The following is a 19,770-nucleotide window of genomic DNA, read 5'->3' on the forward strand; positions in this document are numbered from 1 at the left end:
GGTTTAGGAGTTGGGAGAATTGAACAATATATTAGTTGTAATGAATCAGTATGTTTATCCGCCTAATGATGGGGGTAAACTTGGTATATATTATAGGTTAAAATGCTTGAGTACAAAGTTTAATATGCACTTGGTGATATTTAATACAGAAAATGTTAATGTCGAGAATGATGATTTTCGATGGGCAAAAAATGTAATGGTTGTTCCACGCCTTAAAAAACCTAGATATATGTGTAATTCAAGTGAGCTCATAAAACAGTTCATTTCATGGGGAATATCTAGAATGCCAAGACAAAGTTATATTTTGAATTCCAATGATGTGAGGAGAAAGATAAAGGCGTATATAATAGAAAACAATATTAATATTGTTTTGTTAGAAACTCCATTTTCATATGTTGCGGTTGACTTTTGTTTTTTGAAAAAGCGTAATATTAGGTTGGTCACAGTATTTCATAATGTAGAAAATATTTATTTTCAAGAAACGTCAAGTTGGCCAAGGTGGTTATCATGTTTTGAAAAGAAAAGGATAGAAGCTCTAGAAAAAATTGTCTTGAAAAATTCTTCTATGTCTATATGCGTTTCACCTTATGATGCGGAATGGTATAAAAGTACATTTGGTATTAAGAATATAAAATATTTACCATCTGTCTTACCTCAAACTAGTAAAACTTGGAAAAATAGTAAAACTCAGTATATTATATTTTTTAGCCAGCTGAGTTTTCCACCTAATTATTATGGATTGATATGGTTTTTGGAAAATGTTTTTTCAAAATATAGTGATAAATATCCTGATGTTAAATTAAAAATAACGGGGCGTATTTCGAATGATAGAGAACGAATAATAAAAAAGTATAATAAAAATATAGAGATGACAGGTTTTTTAAAAGATAATGATTTTAAGGCTTTGCTGGAAAATGCATTGTTTTCAATAGTTCCAGTAAAACATGGGTCGGGAGTTAAAATTAAATTATTAGAAGCACTATCATGTGGAATGCCATCCATTACTACGAAGCATTGTTATGATGGTATACGATTTGATGCAGTCAAAGGGAAAGAACCATTCGCGGTAGCTGATAATGCAGATGATTTTTTAAAATACATGTATGACTTTACTGAAAATTCATGCATTCGTGAGCGTATGAGCGCTAATGGATATGATTTTTATATAAAGACATATGGTAGTCAAGATAACATAGATAATTGGACAAAAAATATCTTTGGTGAGGAGAATACTTAGATGATTATAACTAAAACCCCTTTTCGTATGTCTTTTTTTGGCGGCGGAACAGATATGAAGGAATTTTATGAGGAGCATGGCGGAGCGGTGCTGTCTACTACTTTTGATAAGTATTGCTATGTGACTGCCAGACATTTGCCACGGTTCTTTGATTATTCCAATGAGTTTGTTTATGCCAATATTGAGCGTGTGAATGAATTGGATGAAATCGTTCATCCGTTAATTCGGAATTTGATGAAGTTCAAAGATATGCATGAGATACGCTTGTCTTATGAAGCAGATTTGCCGGCTCGCACGGGCTTAGGTACATCATCTTCCTTTGCTGTGGGGATGTTGAATGCCTTTTATGGCATTAAAGGAAAAATGGTGGACAAAAGACGCTTGGCAGATGAGGCAATTTATGTGGAGCGTGTTCTTTGTAATGAAGCAGGTGGTATTCAGGATCAAATTGCGGCTTCTTTTGGTGGTTTGAATCGAATTGATATGACTAAGGATGGTTATAATGTTATACCATTAACCATCTCGAATAAGCGAAAAAAAGAATTCAATGATAATTTGATGCTGTTCTTCACAGGCTTTTCCAGATTTTCTGCCAATGTTCAGCAGGAGACGAAAAAGAATATTGCCGACAAAACAAAGCAGTTGCTGGAAATGAAATCGTTGGTGTATGAAGCAGAGAATATTTTGGTTGACCAGCATAGTGATTTGAATGAATTTGGCAGACTTTTGGATTATACGTGGAAACTGAAAAGAGGCATATCTGCTGGGATATCCACTGGTTCAATAGATGACATTTATGATAACGCCATAAAGGCTGGTGCTACTGGCGGTAAATTATTAGGCGCTGGTGGTGGCGGATTCTTGCTGTTCTATGTTGAGAAAGATAAGCAACCTGCTGTGATGAAGGCCTTAGAAAACTTACTATATGTTCCCTTTGAATTTGAAACAGAAGGAACAAAGGTTATTTATTTCAAAGCGGAAGATTACGAGATACCAGAACGTTATTTGTAATATAGGAGGAGATTGCATTGAAAAATACTGCTGTTAATAGAATCGATGAACTTGTTGAGCGTTATCCAGCATTAGTTGTTAACAAAGATGCTATATTGAAAGCTGTTGAGTTGATTGTAGCTGCATATACAAGTGGGAATAAAATTCTTGTTTGTGGAAATGGAGGAAGTGCAGCTGATTCATTGCACATAGTCGGTGAATTGATGAAAGCCTTTGTTAAGAAACGTAAAGTTTCTGATTTTTGGAAGGACAAATTGTCTAACTGTGAGCATTCCGATTATATGATTGAAAATCTGCAAATGGCTTTGCCAGCAATTTCTTTGGTCAGTGAAGCAGGTTTATTAACAGCATATGCAAATGATGTGGCTCCGGATATGAACTTTGCCCAGCAAGTATTTGGTCAAGGAAAAGCTGGTGATGTTCTCTTAGCAATCAGTACATCTGGAAATTCTGCAAATGTTATTTACGCCAGTGAAGTTGCAAGGGCTATGGATGTGAAGGTGATTTCCCTCACTGGTAGCAGTGGTGGTGCTTTGAAAGAAAAATCGGATATTTTAATCAATGTTCCGGAAGATGAAACCTTTAAAATTCAGGAACTGCATTTGCCTGTTTACCATGCTATGTGCCTGGCCATTGAGGAAGAGTTCTTTGGTGAGTAACAAATCGGTTGTATCTAATACAATAATCCTGGGAGCACTCGCTATATTCCTAAGCAGTGCCATAAATCTTATAATGGTTCCCTTTATAACGCAAAGATTAGGTGTCGAGGCATATGGCTTTGTAACATTAGGCCGCAATATTGCAGATTATGCGGGGATAGCCATGCTGGCATTGAATAGCTTTTCTGCTAGATTTATGGCTGTTTCATATATGCAAGATAAGCAGAAGGATTTTTCGGAGTACTATAGCACCGTTTTTCTTAGTAATCTTGTGATTGGTGCGATCTTGTTTATTATTGGCGCTGTTATAAGTATATTTGCAAATGAAATCCTTAATATTCCTGATAAATTTGCAATAGACGTTCCTATACTTTTTTTAGGGATATTTCTATCATCATATTTAATGTTTGCTTCTACCGCATTTCAATCTATAACTTATGCGATTAAAAGATTAGATCTCTATAATTTGATTCGCAATATAGGTTTGCTTACACAAGCGTTCATACTGGTAGCATTGTTTTTCTGTTTTGAAGGGAAAATATGGTATGTTGGGCTTGCTTATTTAGGACAAAATATTATAATTTTTATTCTTTGCTATTTGGTGAAACAAAGATATGTAAGTGAACTACGTGCACGATTAGAAACTTTTTCATTTTCGAGATTAAGGATTCTTGTTTTAAATGGCATATGGAATTCAATAAATCAAATAGGGAATGTGCTTAATTCTGGTTTGGACTTAGTAGTAACAAATGTTTTTCTTACAGGGGAAATAATGGGGATAATTTCCATTACAAAGATGATTGGTGGCCTGTTTTCTACTATAAATCAAACAATTTCGCAGTCATTTCATCCAGTTTTTTTGCAATTGTTTTCGGATGGGAAACAAGACGAATTATTAAAAGAATTCAAGCGTGCGACAAATATTTGTGGTATATTTGCCAATACCGTATTCGTTACATTGATTGTTTTTGGTAGGGATTTTTATCGTATATGGGTTCCGTCGGTTAGTAATGAAACACTATATTATCTTACAATTTTAGCAATAATTCCGTCGTTGTTCGAAGGGTATATTAGTCCTATAGGATATATATATACTTTGAAAATGAAAAATAAGGTTCCGTGTTTTGTAACTATCGCAGGAGGATTGGTGAATGTCGTAGGAATGCTGGTGCTTCTAACTACGACATCATTAGCTGAATATGCTGTATTGGGAACAACGATGGTAGTTATGACAATAATATATTTTATTTTTAATCCTATTTATATGGCAAAATGTTTACAAATAAGATTTACATATTTTTATCCGGCAATTATGCAGAACTTTGCTTTGGCAGTCATTTCTTGTGTACTTATGTTATTCTGCAAAGAATTTTTACCAGAAATAAATGGGTGGCTACTATTTATTGTATATAATAGTAGTTTAGCAATTATTTTGATACTGTTCCAGTCTATAGTATTATTGGGGAAGAACAAAACGTTAAGTTATATCAAAAAATGGGGAGGGGTTTAATTTTGAAAGTTGTATTATTAGCTGGCGGATTTGGTACAAGAATAAGTGAGGAGTCTCAGTTCAAGCCCAAGCCAATGATTGAGATAGGTGGAAAGCCTATTTTGTGGCATATCATGCGAGAATATCTGCACTATGGTTTTGATGAATTCATCATCTGTGCAGGATATAAGCAGGAGTATATCAAGAATTATTTTGCCCATTATTTTCTGCAGGCCAGCGATATTTCTTTTGATTTCCGTGTGGATGGCGAGCGGGAACATCGGGGAATTATTTCTACAGCTTTTGAGCCATGGAAGGTAACGGTGGTGGATACTGGTTTGGATTCCCTGACTGGTTGGCGTATCAAGCAGGTACAGGATTATATCGGTGATGAACCTTTCCTGATGACTTATGGCGATGGTGTCTGCGATGTCGACTTGAAAGCATTGGTGGATTTCCATAAATCCCATGGCAAGGCCTGCACGTTGACGGCAGTAAAACCGGAAGGGCGTTTTGGCATCTTGGATTTGAATGGTAATAATGTCCAGTCTTTCCGGGAGAAGAGTCGGGATGATGTAGGTTATATCAATGGCGGTTATATGGTGCTGGAACCGAAGGTCTTTGATTACATCACATCCAATGTGATGTTTGAGCGAGATCCTATGGAGCATCTGGCTGATGATGGAGAAATCATGGCGTATAAACACAAGGGCTTCTGGCAGTGTATGGATACTCTGCGGGATAAGCAAAAACTGGAAGAATTGTGGCTGGCGGGCAAAGCTCCCTGGAAAGTGTGGCAGTAATGAAGTTAAGATCAGAGTTTTATCAAGGGAAAAAGGTATTAGTTACCGGTCATACTGGCTTCAAGGGTATGTGGATCTGTAAAATGCTGACGATGTTTGGCGCAGATGTGACAGGCTATGCTCTTCCTTCTCCAACAAAGGAAGGCGGGAAGGTTTTTCGTGAGGCTGGGATTGAAGCGGCTATTCATTCTGTTATCGGCGATATTCGTGACGGGGAGTATCTGGCTAAGGTTTTTGCTGAAGTACAGCCAGAAATTGTGTTGCATCTGGCGGCTCAGCCCTTGGTTATCAAGAGTTATGAAGAACCGGCACTGACCTATGAAACCAATGTGATGGGCACGGTCAATATTCTGGAATGTGTGCGGCAGACAGAAAGTATCAAATCATTCCTTAACGTCACCACGGATAAGGTTTATGAGAACAAAGAATGGCCGTGGGGGTATCGAGAGAATGAGCCTTTGGATGGCTTTGATCCCTATTCTAATAGTAAGAGCTGTTCGGAACTCGTGACGCACAGCTACAAGAAGAGCTTTTTTGCGGATGGCCGTTGCGCTATCTCCACGGCTCGGGCCGGCAATGTTATCGGCGGTGGGGATTTTTCGGAGAACCGCATTGTACCGGATTGTATTCGTGCCGCTTATGCAGGGCAGGAAATTGAGGTGCGCAATCCTTATTCCACCCGTCCCTACCAGCATGTACTGGAGCCGTTATACGCATATCTCTTGATTGCCCAGGCCCAGTATGAAGATGGCAGATATTCAGATTGGTACAATGTGGGCCCGGATGAGTGTGATTGTGTGACCACTGGGGAACTGACCGATATTTTCTGCCGTCAGTGGGGCGATGGTTTGGAATGGAAGAATGTCAGCGTAGAGGGCCCTCATGAGGCTAATTTCTTGAAACTGGATTGTTCCCAAATAAAAAGCCACCTTGGCTGGTCGCCTAGATGGCATATAGATGATGCATTGCGTGAGACTGTAACTTGGGCAAAGGCATGGCAGAAAGGTGAAGACATTGCTGCCATTATGGAAGCACAAATAAACAAATTTCTTCAGGTTTAAACAACCACAAGTTATTGTGCGGTGCTTTCTGCTACGAATTCAACTCGTAATCTCATGCCCAGGCCTTTGGCTAATTTCTTTAACATATTTAAGGAGGGATTGCGGCTGCCGTTTTCGATACGGCTGATATCCGCCTGCGTGATGCCGGTGCGCAGGGAAAGTTCTTTCTGCGTGAGATTTTGTTCTTTGCGGGCATCAATCATGGCTTGAATAATATCATATTCTGGGGCAAGGGCATCATATTCGGCCTTGACTGCAGGATTTTTCAGTAGTTCCTGTTTGAAATCGCTGTATTCACTCATGGTGGTGTCTCCTTTCGTAATCGGCTTTGTATTTTTTGGCAAGTTCCAATTCTCTCTTGGGTGTCTTTTGCGTTTTTTTCACAAAACCGTTAGTGAGAATGGCTTTCTTGCCAAAGTAGAAAAAATAGAAAACTCTTGTTATATTTGAGGATTCCTTGGCTCGTAATTCGAATATGCCGTCTTCTAATGCTTCGGAATAGGGCATTCGCAGTGCTGGGCCATTGGTTTCCAAAAGGTCAAGGTTTCGTAACATTTTAGCCTGCATCTTAGCATCAAGTGTGAAAATGAAATCTTTTGCAGGCTTCTTGCCATCTGGGGTGGCGTAGAACTCAATCGTATACATTTTTACCTCCTTGTAAATATTATATGTTGTATTCGACATAAAAACAAGAGGTATATTTTAGGATAGGTTTGGAGGAATCAATTTTGAATAAACAGGAAATGCATGACAAGATACTCGCTATGGTGCGGGAATACTGTGATACTTACCACAATCAGGAGGGGACTTACAAGGAAGGCGATCGCATTCCCTATGCTTCCCGTGTCTATGACCATGAGGATATGGAAAACCTCGTGGATAGTGCTTTAGAGTTCTGGCTTACTTCCGGTCGTTATGTGAAGGAGTTTGAAAAAGGACTGGCAGAATATCTAGGCACGAAGTTTGTGTCTGTAGTGAACTCCGGTTCCTCGGCTAATCTGTTGGCTTTTATGACACTGACTTCGCCGCTGTTGAAAGACCGTCGTATCCGTCGTGGTGATGAGGTTATTACGGTAGCCGCAGGTTTCCCCACTACAGTTTCGCCGATTATCAACTATGGTGCAGTGCCGGTGTTCGTGGATGTAACCATTCCGCAGTACAACATTGACGTGACAAAGCTGGAGGCAGCTCTGTCCGAAAAGACTAAGGCGGTCATGATTGCCCATACCTTAGGCAATCCTTTTGATCTGGAAGCTGTCAAGGATTTCTGCGACAAGCATAATCTCTGGCTGGTGGAGGATAACTGTGATGCTTTGGGCTCCCTCTATACCATTGATGGTGAAGAAAAGTTCACGGGCAGCATCGGTGATATCGGTACTTCCAGCTTCTATCCGCCTCATCATATGACCATGGGGCAGGGCGGCGCCGTCTATACGAAGAATCCGCTGCTCCACAAGATTATCCGTTCCATGCGTGACTGGGGCCGGGATTGTGTCTGTGCATCCGGTCAGGATAATTTCTGCGGTCACCGTTTTGACGGTCAGTATGGGGACTTGCCGAAAGGTTATGACCATAAATATGTCTATTCCCATTTCGGCCTGAACCTCAATATCACGGATATGCAGGCAGCCGTAGGTGTGTCCCAGCTGAAGAAGTTCCCGAAATTCGTGGAACGCCGCCGTTATAACTTTGACCGCCTCTATAAAGGTCTGCAGGAAGTCAGTGACAAACTGATTCTGCCGGAGCCGGTGGAGGGCAGCAAGCCCAGCTGGTTTGGCTTCATGATGACCTGCAACGGCGTAGACCGCAAAAAAGTTGTTCCCTATATCGAAAGCAAGGGCGTACAGACCAGAATGTTATTCGCTGGAAATCTCATCAAGCATCCCTGCTTTGACGAGATGCGCAAAAGTGGCGAGGGATATCGCGTAGTAGGCAGCCTCGAAAATACGGATCGCATTATGAATGATACCTTCTGGGTGGGCGTATATCCTGGCATGACGGATGAAAAACTGGACTATATGATCAAGGTCATCAAAGAAGCGGTGCAGCAGTAATGAAGAAATGTTTTTTGGTGACGGGAGCAAACGGATTTGTGGGCTCAGCTGTTTGCAGAGAACTTATCCAACAAGGGGCAGAAGTTATAGCTGTTGTCCGCAATAAAGATGACAGGTTATTAGAACTAAAAAAGAGTGGTATGCTCCATCTAGTACAATGTGATTTGTCAGATTATAGTAGTCTAGTTGATATTATCCCCAAACGCAATGTAGATGTGTTTTATCATTTTGCATGGGCGGGAACTGCTGGCCCTTTGCGTGGAGACACAAAGGTTCAACTTGATAATATCAGATACAGTTGTGATGCTTTAAGGGCTGCAAATAGTCTGGGGTGTAGAAGTTTTGTATTCGCTTCAAGTATCATGGAATTTGAGATTATTTCAATGATGGCAACAAGCGATACTCCGGGAATAAATACTGTGTATTGTTCCGCAAAACTGGCGGCAGATTATATGGTGAGAGCATTAGCTGGTTCGTTGGGGATTAACTATGTAAGAGCTGTGATTTCGAACATCTATGGCCCTGGAGAGAAGAGTCCGAGGCTTATCAATACAAGTCTTCGCAAAATGATAAATGGCGAACATTGTGCCTTTTCAGCTGGTGAACAGATATACGATTTCATCTACATTGATGATGCAGCAAAGGAATTCGTGGAAATTGGAGAAAAGGGAATTTCAAACAGGACGTATTACATCGGTTCATTGAATCCGAAACCGCTTAAAGAATTTTTGCTGGAGATGCGAGATTGTGTAAATCCTGCGATGAAGATAGGTTTGGGAGAGATTCTCTTTAATGGTGTCAGCCTTACTTACAATGAATTCGATATCAATGCGGTCAAGAATGATACGGGATTTGTACCGCTGATTTCATTTACTGAGGGAATCAAGCGGACGATTACTTGGCTCAAGGAGGAAGATTGATGCCGGGATTTGAATTTCAGGAATTAGGTTTAAAAGATGCATACTTTATAAGCAATTTCTATGCAGGCGATAATCGTGGAGGCTTCACCAAAACATTCGAAAAGGATATGTATAAAGAAGCTGGTATTGATTTTTCTTTGCATGAGACGTTTGCGTCAACTTCGATGAAAAATGTGATTCGAGGATTGCATTTCCAGATGAGGAATCCTCAGGCAAAACTGGTATCTGTAATTGCCGGAGCAGTTTGGGATGTTATCGTAGACATAAGGCCGGATAGCCCCACGTATAAACAATGGATGGCAGAAGTGCTCAGCGCAGATAATCATAAGAGTTTTTATGTGCCGAGAGGATTTGCACACGGTTTTTTGAGCCTGGAAGACAATACGGTCATGTTGTATCAGTGTGATGGGAAATATGACAAGGAAACAGATACTGGAATCATGTTCAACGATCCTGATATAGGCATTGAGTGGCCAATAAGAGAACAGGATGCTATCCATTCGCAGAGAGACATGCTATTGATGAGTATTAAAGAATATGAAATGAAATAGGAAAACTAAAGTGCTGGTCAAAGTGGCAGGATGGGAAAAGAAAGGTAGCAAAATGGGAAAGATAGTTTTATCAATTTGCATAGCATTGCACAATAGAAGTAGTGTAGTAAATGAACATATACGGGATTTATTAAGTGTTACAGATGATAGGTTTGATATCATAGTATCAGATTCTTCTGATGAAGGAAAAGATTTGCAGTCACTATATAGTTATGATGATGCAAGGGTGAAACTATACAAAATTGATGCTGATACGCCTGCTATGATGAATTGGAAATCAGCTTTAGACCATGCTGATGGTATATTTTCGTTTCATTTGAATGACAGAGATGTGATTTATGCAGATAAGTTAGTTGAATTTATCGATTTCTTAGAGAATCATTCTGATTGTAATGGAGGTGTATGTAAATATTTATCCACCTGTCAAGAACCAAAACTTTTTATGAATGGTATAGATGCTTTTATGAATGTGCCATTTTTTGCCAGTCATCCGACAGGTATAGTATTTAATGTGGATAAATATAGAGAAATAGAGGATTTAGGAGACATATTTGATAAAAATAATGGAATTCATCCTCATGATATTATATTAGCGAGATTATCTCAGTATGGAAAAATGTTTATCTATACAAAAAAGGTGTGGGAATTGGCTTCGGCTGAATTTTATAAGAAAAATGTATCTGGATTTGAGTCAAAAAAAACAAGTTTATTTTTTGAACCAAAGGAACGAATATTTGAACTGAAGCAGAATCTTAAAGCAGTTAAAATATTGAATTTTGCTGATCGGATTAAGCAAGATAAAACTGAGCAGATGTATAGGACATATCTAGCCTTGTCAACAAGTGGATATTTTTACTTTCTTGAAAGTGAACACGAAACGGCACATTATGGAATAGCACAACAGAAGATCGGGACGTTGAATAAATATCGATTAAGTATGGAGATATTAGAATCCTTTGCGACGGAGTTTCACTTTTCGAATACGGAAAAGAAAACATATAAAAAATGGCTGATAAAGTCGATTATGATTCCTGTTATTGCTAAATATACATCGAGGATAAATAATCCAACATTTCGCAATGTTTTGCGACGGCTGAGAGTAAAGAGAGAGTCGGATGATAGTGCTTTGTTGCGATGAAACATATTTTGCGAAAGGATTATGATGAACTATGAAAACTGTCATAATGGCTGGTGGCCGTGGAACGAGAATTGCTGGTTATAGTAAAAAATTGACTGGTAAGGTATTGCCAAAACCAATGATACCTATAGATGGTGTGCCTGTATTGGAATGGGAAATTAATTCCTTACGTGAACAAGGATTTACGAAGTTCATCATGACGGTTTCTTATTTGGCTGATGAAATCATGAACTATTTTGGCGATGGTTCAGGTATCAGTCCGGCGACAGGGAAACCTTTTGGTGTGCAGATCGAATATTTTCATGAGCAGGAGCCGCTGGGAAATGCTGGAGCATTATACGAACTGCGGGATAAGCTGGTTGATCATGAGGATGGTAGCGAAGACTTTTTGCTCCTGAATGCTGATAGTATATTCGATATCAATTTTCAGCGTATGGTGGAATATCATCATATGAAAGGTGCAATGGTAACGTTGTTCACGCATCCTAATTCACATCCTTACGATAGCGGACTTATAATCGCTAATGAAAATTCTGGCGTGGAAAAATGGCTGACGAAGGAAGATGCACGGCCTGAATATTATAAGAATCGTGTCAATGCAGGTGTGCATGTGTTGAATGTAGCTACATTGGATGAGGCAGTAAAGGTATCGGGCATTGATGTGTCACAAATCGGAAAAGTACAGCCTGATGGAAAAATATATAAGGTTGATTTGGACAGACAGATTTTAAAGCCGATATGTGGCAAAAATTCTGTTGGAGAATTTAGCGTATATTGCTACGATTCGCCTGAATATGTCAAGGATATGGGTACGCCTGATCGATTTGAGGCAGTAGCGAGAGACTTTAAGGCTGGGATTGTTCAAGCTAAGAATCTTTTCCGTAAGCAGAAGGCAATATTCTTAGACAGGGATGGTACCTTGAATAAATATGTTGGCTTTTTGCGTAGTCCGGATGAATTGGAATTATTGCCAAGGGTAGCAGAGGCAATACGTAGAATAAATGCAGCTGGGTATTTGGCGATTGTCATAACGAATCAACCGGTAGTGGCGCGTGGCGAAGTCAGTGTTGAAGAACTGGATACGATTCACCAAAAGCTGGAAACAGAATTGGGAAAAGAAGGAGCCTATATCGATGCGCTGTATTATTGCCCGCATCATCCAGATAAAGGCTTTGCAGGTGAAGTAGCAGCTTTGAAGATAGCATGTGATTGTCGTAAGCCAAAGCCTGGCTTGATTTTACAAGCTGCAAAAGACTTCAATATTGATCTGGCGGCATCATGGATGGTGGGGGACAGTAAAGCAGATATAGAATGCGGGGAAAATGCAGGTGTTCATACTGCATTGATAAATAATAATAAAAACGTTAACTATGGGCAAGAGAAAAGTTGTTGTTGCTTATTTAGTTTTATTGAAACAATAGTAAATATGGGAGCGCATTGAATAATGTGCTACGTCTCAAGGCACGTAAAAAGTGGCTTTTGAGAGTTTGCTAATTTACATTACCTTTGAGATTAGGGAGTGTTATATTTGAAAATTGCAGTAGCGGGAACAGGTTATGTAGGACTCAGTATGTCGGTGCTTTTATCCCAGCATAATGACGTAACGGCTGTGGATATTGTGCCAGAAAAGGTGGAGAAGATCAATAATTGGTGCAGTCCTATACAGGATGATTATATTGAAAAGTATCTGGATGAGCATGAGGAGCGTCAGTTGAAACTGACCGCCACCACTGATGGTGCCAGCGCCTATGCTTCGGCGGACTATGTGATTGTGGCAGCGCCAACCAACTATGACCCGCAGAAGAATTTCTTTGACTGCTCGGCAGTGGAAAGTGTCATTGATTTGGTGCTGAAATCATCGGATAAGGCGGTTATTGTCATAAAGTCAACCATTCCAGTTGGTTATACGAAAAAGATAAGGGAGAAATTCCATACAGATCGTATTATCTTCAGTCCGGAATTCTTGCGGGAATCCAAGGCTCTTTACGATAATCTTTATCCATCCCGCATTATAGTAGGACATAATGGCGAGGAAGAAGCGGCCAGCACTTTTGCAGGGCTTTTGCAAGAAGCTGCGGAGAAGCAGGAGGTTCCGGTGCTGCTTATGGGATCTACTGAGGCGGAGGCAGTAAAGCTCTTTGCCAATACCTACCTGGCTTTGCGGGTATCTTACTTTAATGAGCTGGATACCTATGCAGAGCTGAAAGGTCTGAACACGGCGGATATTATCAAGGGGGCTAGCTTGGATCCTCGCATCGGCGATTTTTATAACAATCCCAGCTTCGGCTACGGCGGCTACTGCCTGCCGAAGGACACGAAACAGCTTTTGGCCAATTTCCAGGATGTACCGGAAAATCTGATCCATGCCATTGTGGAGAGCAACCGCACCAGAAAAGATCATATTGCCGACCGGGTGTTGGAGAAGGCGGGCTATTATACGGCCAGCTCTATGTGGAATGCGGAAAAGGAACGTCCGATTACAGTCGGCGTATATCGTCTGACCATGAAGGCTAACTCAGATAATTTTCGACAGAGCTCTATTCAGGGAGTTATGAAGCGTCTGAAGGCCAAAGGGGCAACGGTTATTATTTACGAGCCTACACTGCCGGATGGCACGACTTTCTTTGGCAGTTTGGTGGTCAATGATCTGGATAAGTTCAAGAAAGGCAGTGATTCAATTATTGCCAATCGCTATGAAAGCAGTTTGGATGATGTAGAAGAAAAAGTGTATACAAGGGATTTGTTTAGGAGAGACTGAAAATACAGGCGCATTTTGCGGTACTGGCAGTTAAAGAGAGGGGGTGAATAAAAGTCTGTAAAAGGTCTTCTATGATTTCAGCATGGATGTATTTTACGGTTGTAATCTATCAGGGTACATAATGGTCAGTTCGCCCCTTACTTTGCCCCAGTTTCGGATGGGCATGGACCATTTCTTGGTAGCTTCAAACGTTGCCAAATACAACGCCTTTAGCAGGGACTGTTGGCCGGGGAAAACACTGCTCTGGCTGTTCAGACGGCGGTACGCTGTTGAGAACTTGAATATTGGCGTTATTACATCCCAATTGTCAAACCAACGCTTCAGTGCCGCTGGATAATGGGGCGTCCATTTTTTGTCCACTTCCTCCAGCCGATTAACGGCGGCCTTCTCATCAGGGGCGGTATAGATGGTGCGGAGATCTTTGGCAAAATTTTTCATATCCTTGTTGGCGACGTATTTCAGTGTATTGCGCACCATGTGGACAATGCAGCGCTGGTGCTCCGTTTTCGGAAATGCTGCAGAAATGGCCTCTTTCAGGCCGGTAAGCCCATCAGAGCAAAGAATAAGGATATCCCTTACGCCACGGTTCTTGAGGCTGTTCAGGACGCCCAGCCAGTATTTGCTGCTCTCATTTTCGCCCACTTCAAGCGTAAGGACTTCCTTGCGGCCATCTTCATTTATTCCCATCACGACATAGGCAGCCAATTTGGTAATCATATTGTCATGTCTTACAGAAAAATGGATGGCATCAATGAAAATTATGGGGTAGATACTGGAAAGCGGTCTGCTCTGCCATTCCTCAATCTGAGGCAGAATTTTATCGGTAACATCGGATATGAACCCTTCTGAAGCCTCGAAGCCGTAAATGTCTTCCAAAGTTTCAGAGATCTGTCTGGTGGTCATGCCTTTGGCATACATAGAGATAATTTTCTCGTCAATGGCGGAAATATCCTTCTGCCGCTTCTTGACAACCTGGGGCTGGAAGGTGGACTGACGATCCTGCGGAACATCAATATGAAAACTGCCATAACTGCTGTTGACACGCTTGGTTTTGTATCCGTTGCGGGCATTCTCACTATCGGAGCGCTCAGACTTGCTGTAGCCTAGATGCTCATCCATTTCCGTTTCCATCATTTGCTTGATGGTGCCGCCCAGCAAGTCTTTCAGGGCGTCTTGGATATCAGTAGCGCTCTCGATGTTGTACTCTTGGAACAACTGCTGGAGATGGCACGCTTGCCATCGGTCATTTCTACTTTGTGAATCTCTTTTTTCTGTCTTGCCATGATAAAAGGCCTCCTATGATTTGATTATAGTTTATCATAGAAGACCTTATGTTTTCGAGGAAAATTCATTTACAGAGATTTTTTCATACTCTCTATTGTAATGAGTTTTAGTGAAGCTGTTGGGCTAGTTCGGCGATTTTTTCTGGACTCAGATTGGTGTAGGTAACGATTTTTTCAATCGGTTCGTTACAACTTAGCATTTTGAGTGCGGTATCAGTGGCCATCTCATTGCGTCCTTCAATACGGCCATCGGCTTTCATGGCTGCACCATAATCGTGTTCGTTCCACTGTATGCTGTACATATCAAAAACCTCCTCGTAGTGTTCGAGTAGAAAATCTTTCATTATGTTGTGGTTAATGCAGAAATCTGTGGTTTGTTGAATCGCCTCTTTTAAGGGGAGGCCGCTTGCCTTTAACACTTTAGACTTGTGGACAAAGAAACTGTAATCGCAGATGGGCTTATATTTGAGCAGTTCACTGCGTTTATCCTTGTCTTCATTATAACTGATATTAAGCCTTGTGACAATGAGCTCCAGCGGAGCTTCGAATGGAATATTTTTTGGAAAGGCTTCTGATAGCCGTAACTTTTGGATAAGTGGCAGGTGGGGATCTGCTAGGCTGAATTCATAGAATTCTGGAACTGGAAGTGGGATAAGGTGTTCACGATACAAGGCTTTACGCTTGACGCGCTTGTAGTAAAGCATGGCAACATATAGTAGCATTCGCAAGGGCATGTTCTCATTCAGGCTGCTCTGATGTTCGGTTAGTACCATGAATCTGTCACCAGCAAGGAAGGAGATGTCGTTCTTCTGACTGCTGAACATGATGTTTTTTATGGTGGTGATGGTTATGTCCTTTGGCGCGGTGGGAATGCCTGTGATGCGTTCATGGAAACCGGCTAGGTAGGTTGGTTTTTCAAAGTATTGGCGAAACAGAGAATCCTTGTAGTTGCGCTTGGGCCGTGAGGCTGTCATAAAGGTCGCTTCCTTTCAAGACGATAAATAACAACTAAATACATATTAACATAAAACAATAACAATATCTATAATTTACATTATAGGTGCTTTCAATGTGGATGAATAAATTAAAAATAGCAAGACTAGATATCATGTTATACAAATAAACAGGTGATGAACAATGAATATTTTACTTACAGGTGGAGCTGGTTTTATCGGTTCCCACACAATAATTGAACTGCTGCATGCGGGCCATAGCGTATGTGTGGTGGATAATTTTGTTAATTCTTCTGCCGAAGCGATGCGGCGGGTGGAAAAAATCACGGGCGTTTCCATTCCTTTTTATCAGGTGGATATCAGGGATCATGATGCTCTGTCTGCGGTTCTCGATCAGCATCCCGTTGACTGTTGCATTCATTTTGCCGGTTTGAAGGCTGTTGGCGAGTCTGTCTCCTTGCCTTTGGAGTATTACGAGAACAATATTAGCGGGACTTTGATGCTGGTGAATGTGCTGCGGAAGCATGGCTGCAGAAATATCATTTTTTCGTCTTCTGCCACTGTGTATGGAGATCCAGCGGTGATTCCCATTACGGAGGATGTTTCTAAGGGAAAGTGTACGAATCCTTACGGCTGGACGAAATGGATGATTGAACAGATCCTGACGGATCTGCATACAGCTGACCCGTCCTGGAATGTGGTGCTGTTGCGGTATTTCAATCCAATTGGTGCGCATCCTTCCGGGCTGATTGGTGAAAATCCCAATGGTGTACCGAACAATCTGATGCCTTATATTACGCAGGTGGCTGCAGGGAAACTGGAATGCCTGCATGTTTTTGGCAATGATTATGACACGCCGGATGGAACCGGGGTGCGGGATTATATTCATGTGGTGGATCTGGCCCGTGGCCATGTTGCTGCCTTGCAGGCTGTGGAAAAGAATGTCGGTGTTGAGATTTACAATATTGGCACGGGGAAAGGGTATAGCGTTTTGGAAATCGTTAAGGCCTTTGAGAATGCCACGGGAATTGAAATTCCTTATGTTATTGATCCGCGGCGCCCTGGCGATATTGGGACGTGTTATTCTGCACCAGGAAAAGCTCTGGCAGAACTGGGCTGGAAAGCCGAGTTCGACATCGAAGATATGTGTCGTGATTCATGGAACTGGCAGAAAAAGAATCCTAATGGGTATGTCGGATAAAAATAAACGAAAAAGGAGTGTTTTTATTATGAAAAAAAGCATTATCTGCAGCTTGCTGGCTGCAGTGGCTCTTTTAGCACATGCACCTGCTGATGCGGCTGCTGCCAATGCTGGAGCCAACATGGTGGAAGTGCCTGCTACAGAGGCTGTCCAGCCCGTGGTCAATGGCTATGTGGAAGCCCATAATATCTTTAAAACGGCCAGCCTGCATCGTGACCAGCTGACCAGTGAATATCGTCTGACCAAGTATGATGTGATTCAGCTGAGCATTTTGGGCTTTCCCAATGGCATCGGCTATAGCACCGGTTCTACGGACAGCAGTGGCGATGTGGTGGCCATCGGCCCGGATGGATATGCAACCCTTCCCTATGTGGGCGGGGTAAAACTGGCCGGTCTGACCTTGGAGGAAGCCGGCGAAGTCATCAAGGAAAAATTGTCCCGTTACATTAAGATTCCCAGCATCGTGGTTTCCATGAAAAGCTATGGCCCCCGCAAGGTTTATGTGATGGGGGAAGTGGGCAGCCCGGGCATCAAGAACATGAATATCGATAATCTCAGTGCCTATGCCGCCATCACTTCGGCCGGTGGTTTTACTAGTCGCGGCCGCAGTACTCGTGTACAGGTGATCCGTGTCATTGATAACACCATGTATTACCGTCAGCTGAATATGAAGGCTTTTATCAGACACCATGACCTTACCCAGAATGTGGCTTTGCAGGACGGCGATATCGTCTATGTTCCAAAATCCAATGGCATCAAGTGGAAAGAGGATATCCTGCCCTTCTTCCAGGCTTATACTTACTATAAAGCGATTGTAGATTAATATCTGCAAAACTGGAAAATTATCCAGCCGGGAGCACAAAACTTTTGTGTTCCCGGCTGTTTTCATGTATAATATAAGTTAGTGTGAGTAAGAAGCAAGTACAGAGATGCTTGATATGGAGGGTATTAGTTTTGGAAACAGCGAAATATAAACGGGTTGTCCTGAAGTTGTCCGGTGAGTCCCTGGCTGGTGAACAGGGATTTGGCATCAATCCGCCCATCGTGGAAGATATTGCCAAGCAGATCAAGAGCATTCGGGAACGTGGCGTGGATGTAGCAATCGTTGTCGGCGGTGGCAATATATGGCGTGGCCTGTCCGGTTCGGCCAAGGGTATGGATCGTGCCCAGGCTGACTATATGGGCATGATGGCTACGGTTATGAATGCCTTGGCATTGCAGGATGCTTTGGAGAAGATGGATGTTGACACCCGGGTACAGACGGCTATCGAGATGCGTCAGGTCGCTGAGCCTTATATCCGCCGCAAGGCTATCCGCCATATGGAAAAAGGTCGTGTAGTCATCTTCGGTGCCGGCACGGGTAATCCTTATTTCTCCACGGATACGACGGCGGCTCTGCGTGCAGCAGAAATCGAAGCCGATGTAATCCTGATGGCCAAGAAGGGCACGGATGGGATCTATGATTCCGATCCGAACAAGAACCCCAATGCCAAGAAGTTCGATGAACTGACTTATCTGGAAATCATCAGCAAGGGCTTGCAGGTCATGGATACCACGGCTACGAGCCTGTGCATGGACAACAAGATCCCTCTCGTTGTCTTCAATATTGACAATCATGAGAACATCGTGCGCGCAGCTCTCGGTGAAGAGATCGGCACCACGGTAGGAGGTAATAAGTAATGGTAAAAGATATTCTTAGCTCTCATGAAGAGCGTATGCAGAAATCCATCGACGCTCTGAAACGTGAGTTCGGCTCCCTGCGGGCTGGCCGTGCTACGCCGTCCCTGCTGGACAAGGTGATGGTTGACTATTACGGTACGCCGACGCCGGTGAACCAGATTGCGAAGGTTGCTGTTCCGGAACCCCGTATGATCATGATCCAGCCCTATGAAAAATCCATGCTCCATGAGGTGGAAGTGGCTATCATGAAGTCGGATCTTGGTTTATCCCCGAACTCCGATGGCACGGCTATCCGTCTGGCTATCCCTGCCCTGACGCAGGAGCGCCGCCAGGAACTGGTGAAGACCGTCAACAAGAAGGCTGAGGAAGCTAAAGTCGCAATCCGCAATATTCGCCGTGACGGCAACGATGCCATCAAGAAGCTGGAAAAAGGCAAGGAAATCACGGAAGACGAGTCCAAAAAGGCTCAGGAATCCATGCAGAAGCTGGCTGACAAATATGTCAAAGTGGTAGATACTGCCCGTGCCGGCAAGGAAAAGGAAGTAATGGAAGTCTGATGGACTTGGATGTGATGGCACTTCCTTGGGAAGTGGCAAAGGAGCGGCTTAAGGCTGCAGGCATTTCCTATACGAGCGAGCTAGCAAAGCCCACGCGGGATTTTTTCCCTGTGGATGATACTAGATTATATGTTATCCGCCAGCGTGAGACAGCAGACGGCAAGCTGCTTCTGACATTGGCGGCCAAACAAATGCCTTTGAAGGAGGTGTAATACATGGCTTACAAAATTGGTGAGGATTGCATTTCTTGCGGTTCCTGCGCTGCTACTTGCCCGGTAGAGGCAATCAGCGAGGGTGCAGAACGTTATGAAATCGACCCGGATAAGTGCGTAGAGTGCGGCGCTTGCGCTGCTGGCTGCCCGGTATCTGCTATCGAGGCTCCCTGACGCGACTTTGCAAGCCCCTCTGGTGCTTT

At 42.4% G+C, this 19,770-nt stretch carries 22 protein-coding genes; 18 read left to right on the top strand and 4 right to left on the bottom strand.

Annotated elements, in window-relative coordinates; genetic code table 11:
* Nucleotides 1-19 precede the first annotated feature (19 nt).
* Genes SELR_RS03025 through rfbG form a run of 6 tightly spaced genes read left to right on the top strand, consistent with a single transcriptional unit; the run spans nucleotide 20 to nucleotide 6,260 of the window.
* On the top strand, nucleotides 20-1,237 hold the full coding sequence (locus tag SELR_RS03025; protein ID WP_014423730.1) for a glycosyltransferase family 4 protein: 1,218 nt from the start codon (nucleotides 20-22) through the stop codon (nucleotides 1,235-1,237).
* Nucleotides 1,238-2,248: a GHMP family kinase ATP-binding protein gene (locus SELR_RS03030; RefSeq protein ID WP_014423731.1), complete on the top strand. Its 1,011-nt coding sequence runs from the start codon at nucleotides 1,238-1,240 to the stop codon at nucleotides 2,246-2,248.
* A gap of 17 nt (nucleotides 2,249-2,265) precedes the next feature.
* Nucleotides 2,266-2,907 carry a D-sedoheptulose-7-phosphate isomerase gene (locus SELR_RS03035; RefSeq protein ID WP_014423732.1) on the top strand — a complete coding sequence of 214 codons (642 nt, stop codon included), beginning with the start codon at nucleotides 2,266-2,268 and terminating at the stop codon, nucleotides 2,905-2,907.
* The gene (locus SELR_RS03040; RefSeq protein ID WP_014423733.1) at nucleotides 2,900-4,417 is read left to right on the top strand and encodes a lipopolysaccharide biosynthesis protein; all 1,518 of its coding nucleotides are present in this window, start codon (nucleotides 2,900-2,902) and stop codon (nucleotides 4,415-4,417) included. The genes SELR_RS03035 and SELR_RS03040 overlap by 8 nt, the downstream gene beginning before the upstream one ends.
* Nucleotides 4,418-4,419: 2 nt before the next feature.
* Nucleotides 4,420-5,199, top strand: coding sequence for a glucose-1-phosphate cytidylyltransferase (gene rfbF / locus SELR_RS03045; protein WP_041914247.1), 780 nt, complete (start codon nucleotides 4,420-4,422; stop codon nucleotides 5,197-5,199).
* Nucleotides 5,199-6,260, top strand: coding sequence for a CDP-glucose 4,6-dehydratase (gene rfbG, locus SELR_RS03050; RefSeq protein WP_014423735.1), 1,062 nt, complete (start codon nucleotides 5,199-5,201; stop codon nucleotides 6,258-6,260). Before rfbF ends, rfbG begins: the two co-directional genes overlap by 1 nt.
* 11 nt (nucleotides 6,261-6,271) lie before the next feature.
* Here rfbG and SELR_RS03055 read toward each other — a convergent pair whose 3' ends face one another.
* Complete coding sequence (locus SELR_RS03055; protein ID WP_014423736.1) at nucleotides 6,272-6,562, bottom strand: helix-turn-helix domain-containing protein; 291 nt, start codon at nucleotides 6,560-6,562, stop codon at nucleotides 6,272-6,274.
* Nucleotides 6,555-6,905 (bottom strand): type II toxin-antitoxin system RelE/ParE family toxin, encoded by a 351-nt coding sequence (locus tag SELR_RS03060; protein WP_014423737.1) that lies wholly within the window; start codon nucleotides 6,903-6,905, stop codon nucleotides 6,555-6,557. Before SELR_RS03060 ends, SELR_RS03055 begins: the two co-directional genes overlap by 8 nt.
* 83 nt (nucleotides 6,906-6,988) lie before the next feature.
* Here SELR_RS03060 and rfbH point away from each other — a divergent pair, with 83 nt between their 5' ends.
* The 6 genes from rfbH (at nucleotide 6,989) to SELR_RS03090 (ending at nucleotide 13,681) form a co-directional block, all read left to right on the top strand.
* Nucleotides 6,989-8,314, top strand: a complete 1,326-nt coding sequence (gene rfbH, locus SELR_RS03065; RefSeq protein WP_041914248.1) for a lipopolysaccharide biosynthesis protein RfbH — start codon at nucleotides 6,989-6,991, stop codon at nucleotides 8,312-8,314.
* Nucleotides 8,314-9,234, top strand: coding sequence for an NAD-dependent epimerase/dehydratase family protein (locus tag SELR_RS03070; protein ID WP_014423739.1), 921 nt, complete (start codon nucleotides 8,314-8,316; stop codon nucleotides 9,232-9,234). The genes rfbH and SELR_RS03070 overlap by 1 nt, the downstream gene beginning before the upstream one ends.
* Nucleotides 9,234-9,785 (top strand): dTDP-4-dehydrorhamnose 3,5-epimerase, encoded by a 552-nt coding sequence (gene rfbC, locus SELR_RS03075; RefSeq protein WP_014423740.1) that lies wholly within the window; start codon nucleotides 9,234-9,236, stop codon nucleotides 9,783-9,785. Before SELR_RS03070 ends, rfbC begins: the two co-directional genes overlap by 1 nt.
* Before the next feature lie 10 nt (nucleotides 9,786-9,795).
* Nucleotides 9,796-10,923: a glycosyltransferase family 2 protein gene (locus SELR_RS03080; RefSeq protein ID WP_014423741.1), complete on the top strand. Its 1,128-nt coding sequence runs from the start codon at nucleotides 9,796-9,798 to the stop codon at nucleotides 10,921-10,923.
* 31 nt (nucleotides 10,924-10,954) lie between these two features.
* Nucleotides 10,955-12,364, top strand: a complete 1,410-nt coding sequence (locus SELR_RS03085) for an HAD-IIIA family hydrolase (protein ID WP_014423742.1) — start codon at nucleotides 10,955-10,957, stop codon at nucleotides 12,362-12,364.
* 87 nt (nucleotides 12,365-12,451) lie between these two features.
* Complete coding sequence (locus tag SELR_RS03090) at nucleotides 12,452-13,681, top strand: nucleotide sugar dehydrogenase (protein ID WP_014423743.1); 1,230 nt, start codon at nucleotides 12,452-12,454, stop codon at nucleotides 13,679-13,681.
* A gap of 93 nt (nucleotides 13,682-13,774) precedes the next feature.
* On the opposite strand, the gene SELR_RS03095 is transcribed toward SELR_RS03090, so the two are convergent.
* Together SELR_RS03095 and SELR_RS03100 are read right to left on the bottom strand one after the other, a co-directional pair.
* Nucleotides 13,775-14,896: an IS256 family transposase gene (locus SELR_RS03095; RefSeq protein WP_102013402.1), complete on the bottom strand. Its 1,122-nt coding sequence runs from the start codon at nucleotides 14,894-14,896 to the stop codon at nucleotides 13,775-13,777.
* Nucleotides 14,897-15,071: 175 nt separating this feature from the next.
* Nucleotides 15,072-15,938 (bottom strand): hypothetical protein, encoded by an 867-nt coding sequence (locus SELR_RS03100; RefSeq protein WP_014423745.1) that lies wholly within the window; start codon nucleotides 15,936-15,938, stop codon nucleotides 15,072-15,074.
* Nucleotides 15,939-16,101: 163 nt separating this feature from the next.
* Here SELR_RS03100 and galE point away from each other — a divergent pair, with 163 nt between their 5' ends.
* From galE to SELR_RS03130, 6 genes are all read left to right on the top strand, one after another.
* A complete protein-coding gene (gene galE, locus SELR_RS03105) occupies nucleotides 16,102-17,118 on the top strand; it encodes a UDP-glucose 4-epimerase GalE (protein WP_014423746.1) in 1,017 nt (338 codons plus the stop codon).
* 28 nt (nucleotides 17,119-17,146) lie between these two features.
* Nucleotides 17,147-17,941 carry a polysaccharide biosynthesis/export family protein gene (locus tag SELR_RS03110; protein ID WP_014423747.1) on the top strand — a complete coding sequence of 265 codons (795 nt, stop codon included), beginning with the start codon at nucleotides 17,147-17,149 and terminating at the stop codon, nucleotides 17,939-17,941.
* A 131-nt stretch (nucleotides 17,942-18,072) separates the two neighbouring features.
* Nucleotides 18,073-18,798, top strand: a complete 726-nt coding sequence (gene pyrH / locus SELR_RS03115; protein WP_014423748.1) for a UMP kinase — start codon at nucleotides 18,073-18,075, stop codon at nucleotides 18,796-18,798.
* Entirely contained in the window at nucleotides 18,798-19,355 is a 558-nt protein-coding gene (frr, locus tag SELR_RS03120) for a ribosome recycling factor (RefSeq protein WP_014423749.1), read from the top strand. Before pyrH ends, frr begins: the two co-directional genes overlap by 1 nt.
* Nucleotides 19,355-19,567 carry a hypothetical protein gene (locus tag SELR_RS03125; RefSeq protein WP_014423750.1) on the top strand — a complete coding sequence of 71 codons (213 nt, stop codon included), beginning with the start codon at nucleotides 19,355-19,357 and terminating at the stop codon, nucleotides 19,565-19,567. The genes frr and SELR_RS03125 overlap by 1 nt, the downstream gene beginning before the upstream one ends.
* A gap of 3 nt (nucleotides 19,568-19,570) precedes the next feature.
* Complete coding sequence (locus SELR_RS03130) at nucleotides 19,571-19,741, top strand: 4Fe-4S ferredoxin (protein ID WP_014423751.1); 171 nt, start codon at nucleotides 19,571-19,573, stop codon at nucleotides 19,739-19,741.
* Nucleotides 19,742-19,770 lie beyond the last annotated feature (29 nt).

The sequence above is a fragment of the Selenomonas ruminantium subsp. lactilytica TAM6421 genome (genome assembly GCF_000284095.1).
Taxonomy (GTDB): Bacteria; Bacillota; Negativicutes; order Selenomonadales; family Selenomonadaceae; genus Selenomonas_A; species Selenomonas_A lactilytica.

Coding starts and splice junctions, on each gene's coding strand:
- SELR_RS03030 (WP_014423731.1), top strand. CDS start 1,238: ATGATTATAACTAAAACCCCTTTTCGTATGTCTTTTTTTGGCGGCGGA.
- rfbG (WP_014423735.1), top strand. CDS start 5,199: ATGAAGTTAAGATCAGAGTTTTATCAAGGGAAAAAGGTATTAGTTACC.
- SELR_RS03055 (WP_014423736.1), bottom strand. CDS start 6,562: ATGAGTGAATACAGCGATTTCAAACAGGAACTACTGAAAAATCCTGCA.
- SELR_RS03060 (WP_014423737.1), bottom strand. CDS start 6,905: ATGTATACGATTGAGTTCTACGCCACCCCAGATGGCAAGAAGCCTGCA.
- SELR_RS03070 (WP_014423739.1), top strand. CDS start 8,314: ATGAAGAAATGTTTTTTGGTGACGGGAGCAAACGGATTTGTGGGCTCA.
- rfbC (WP_014423740.1), top strand. CDS start 9,234: ATGCCGGGATTTGAATTTCAGGAATTAGGTTTAAAAGATGCATACTTT.
- SELR_RS03085 (WP_014423742.1), top strand. CDS start 10,955: ATGAAAACTGTCATAATGGCTGGTGGCCGTGGAACGAGAATTGCTGGT.
- SELR_RS03100 (WP_014423745.1), bottom strand. CDS start 15,938: ATGACAGCCTCACGGCCCAAGCGCAACTACAAGGATTCTCTGTTTCGC.
- galE (WP_014423746.1), top strand. CDS start 16,102: ATGAATATTTTACTTACAGGTGGAGCTGGTTTTATCGGTTCCCACACA.
- SELR_RS03110 (WP_014423747.1), top strand. CDS start 17,147: ATGAAAAAAAGCATTATCTGCAGCTTGCTGGCTGCAGTGGCTCTTTTA.
- frr (WP_014423749.1), top strand. CDS start 18,798: ATGGTAAAAGATATTCTTAGCTCTCATGAAGAGCGTATGCAGAAATCC.
- SELR_RS03125 (WP_014423750.1), top strand. CDS start 19,355: ATGGACTTGGATGTGATGGCACTTCCTTGGGAAGTGGCAAAGGAGCGG.
- SELR_RS03130 (WP_014423751.1), top strand. CDS start 19,571: ATGGCTTACAAAATTGGTGAGGATTGCATTTCTTGCGGTTCCTGCGCT.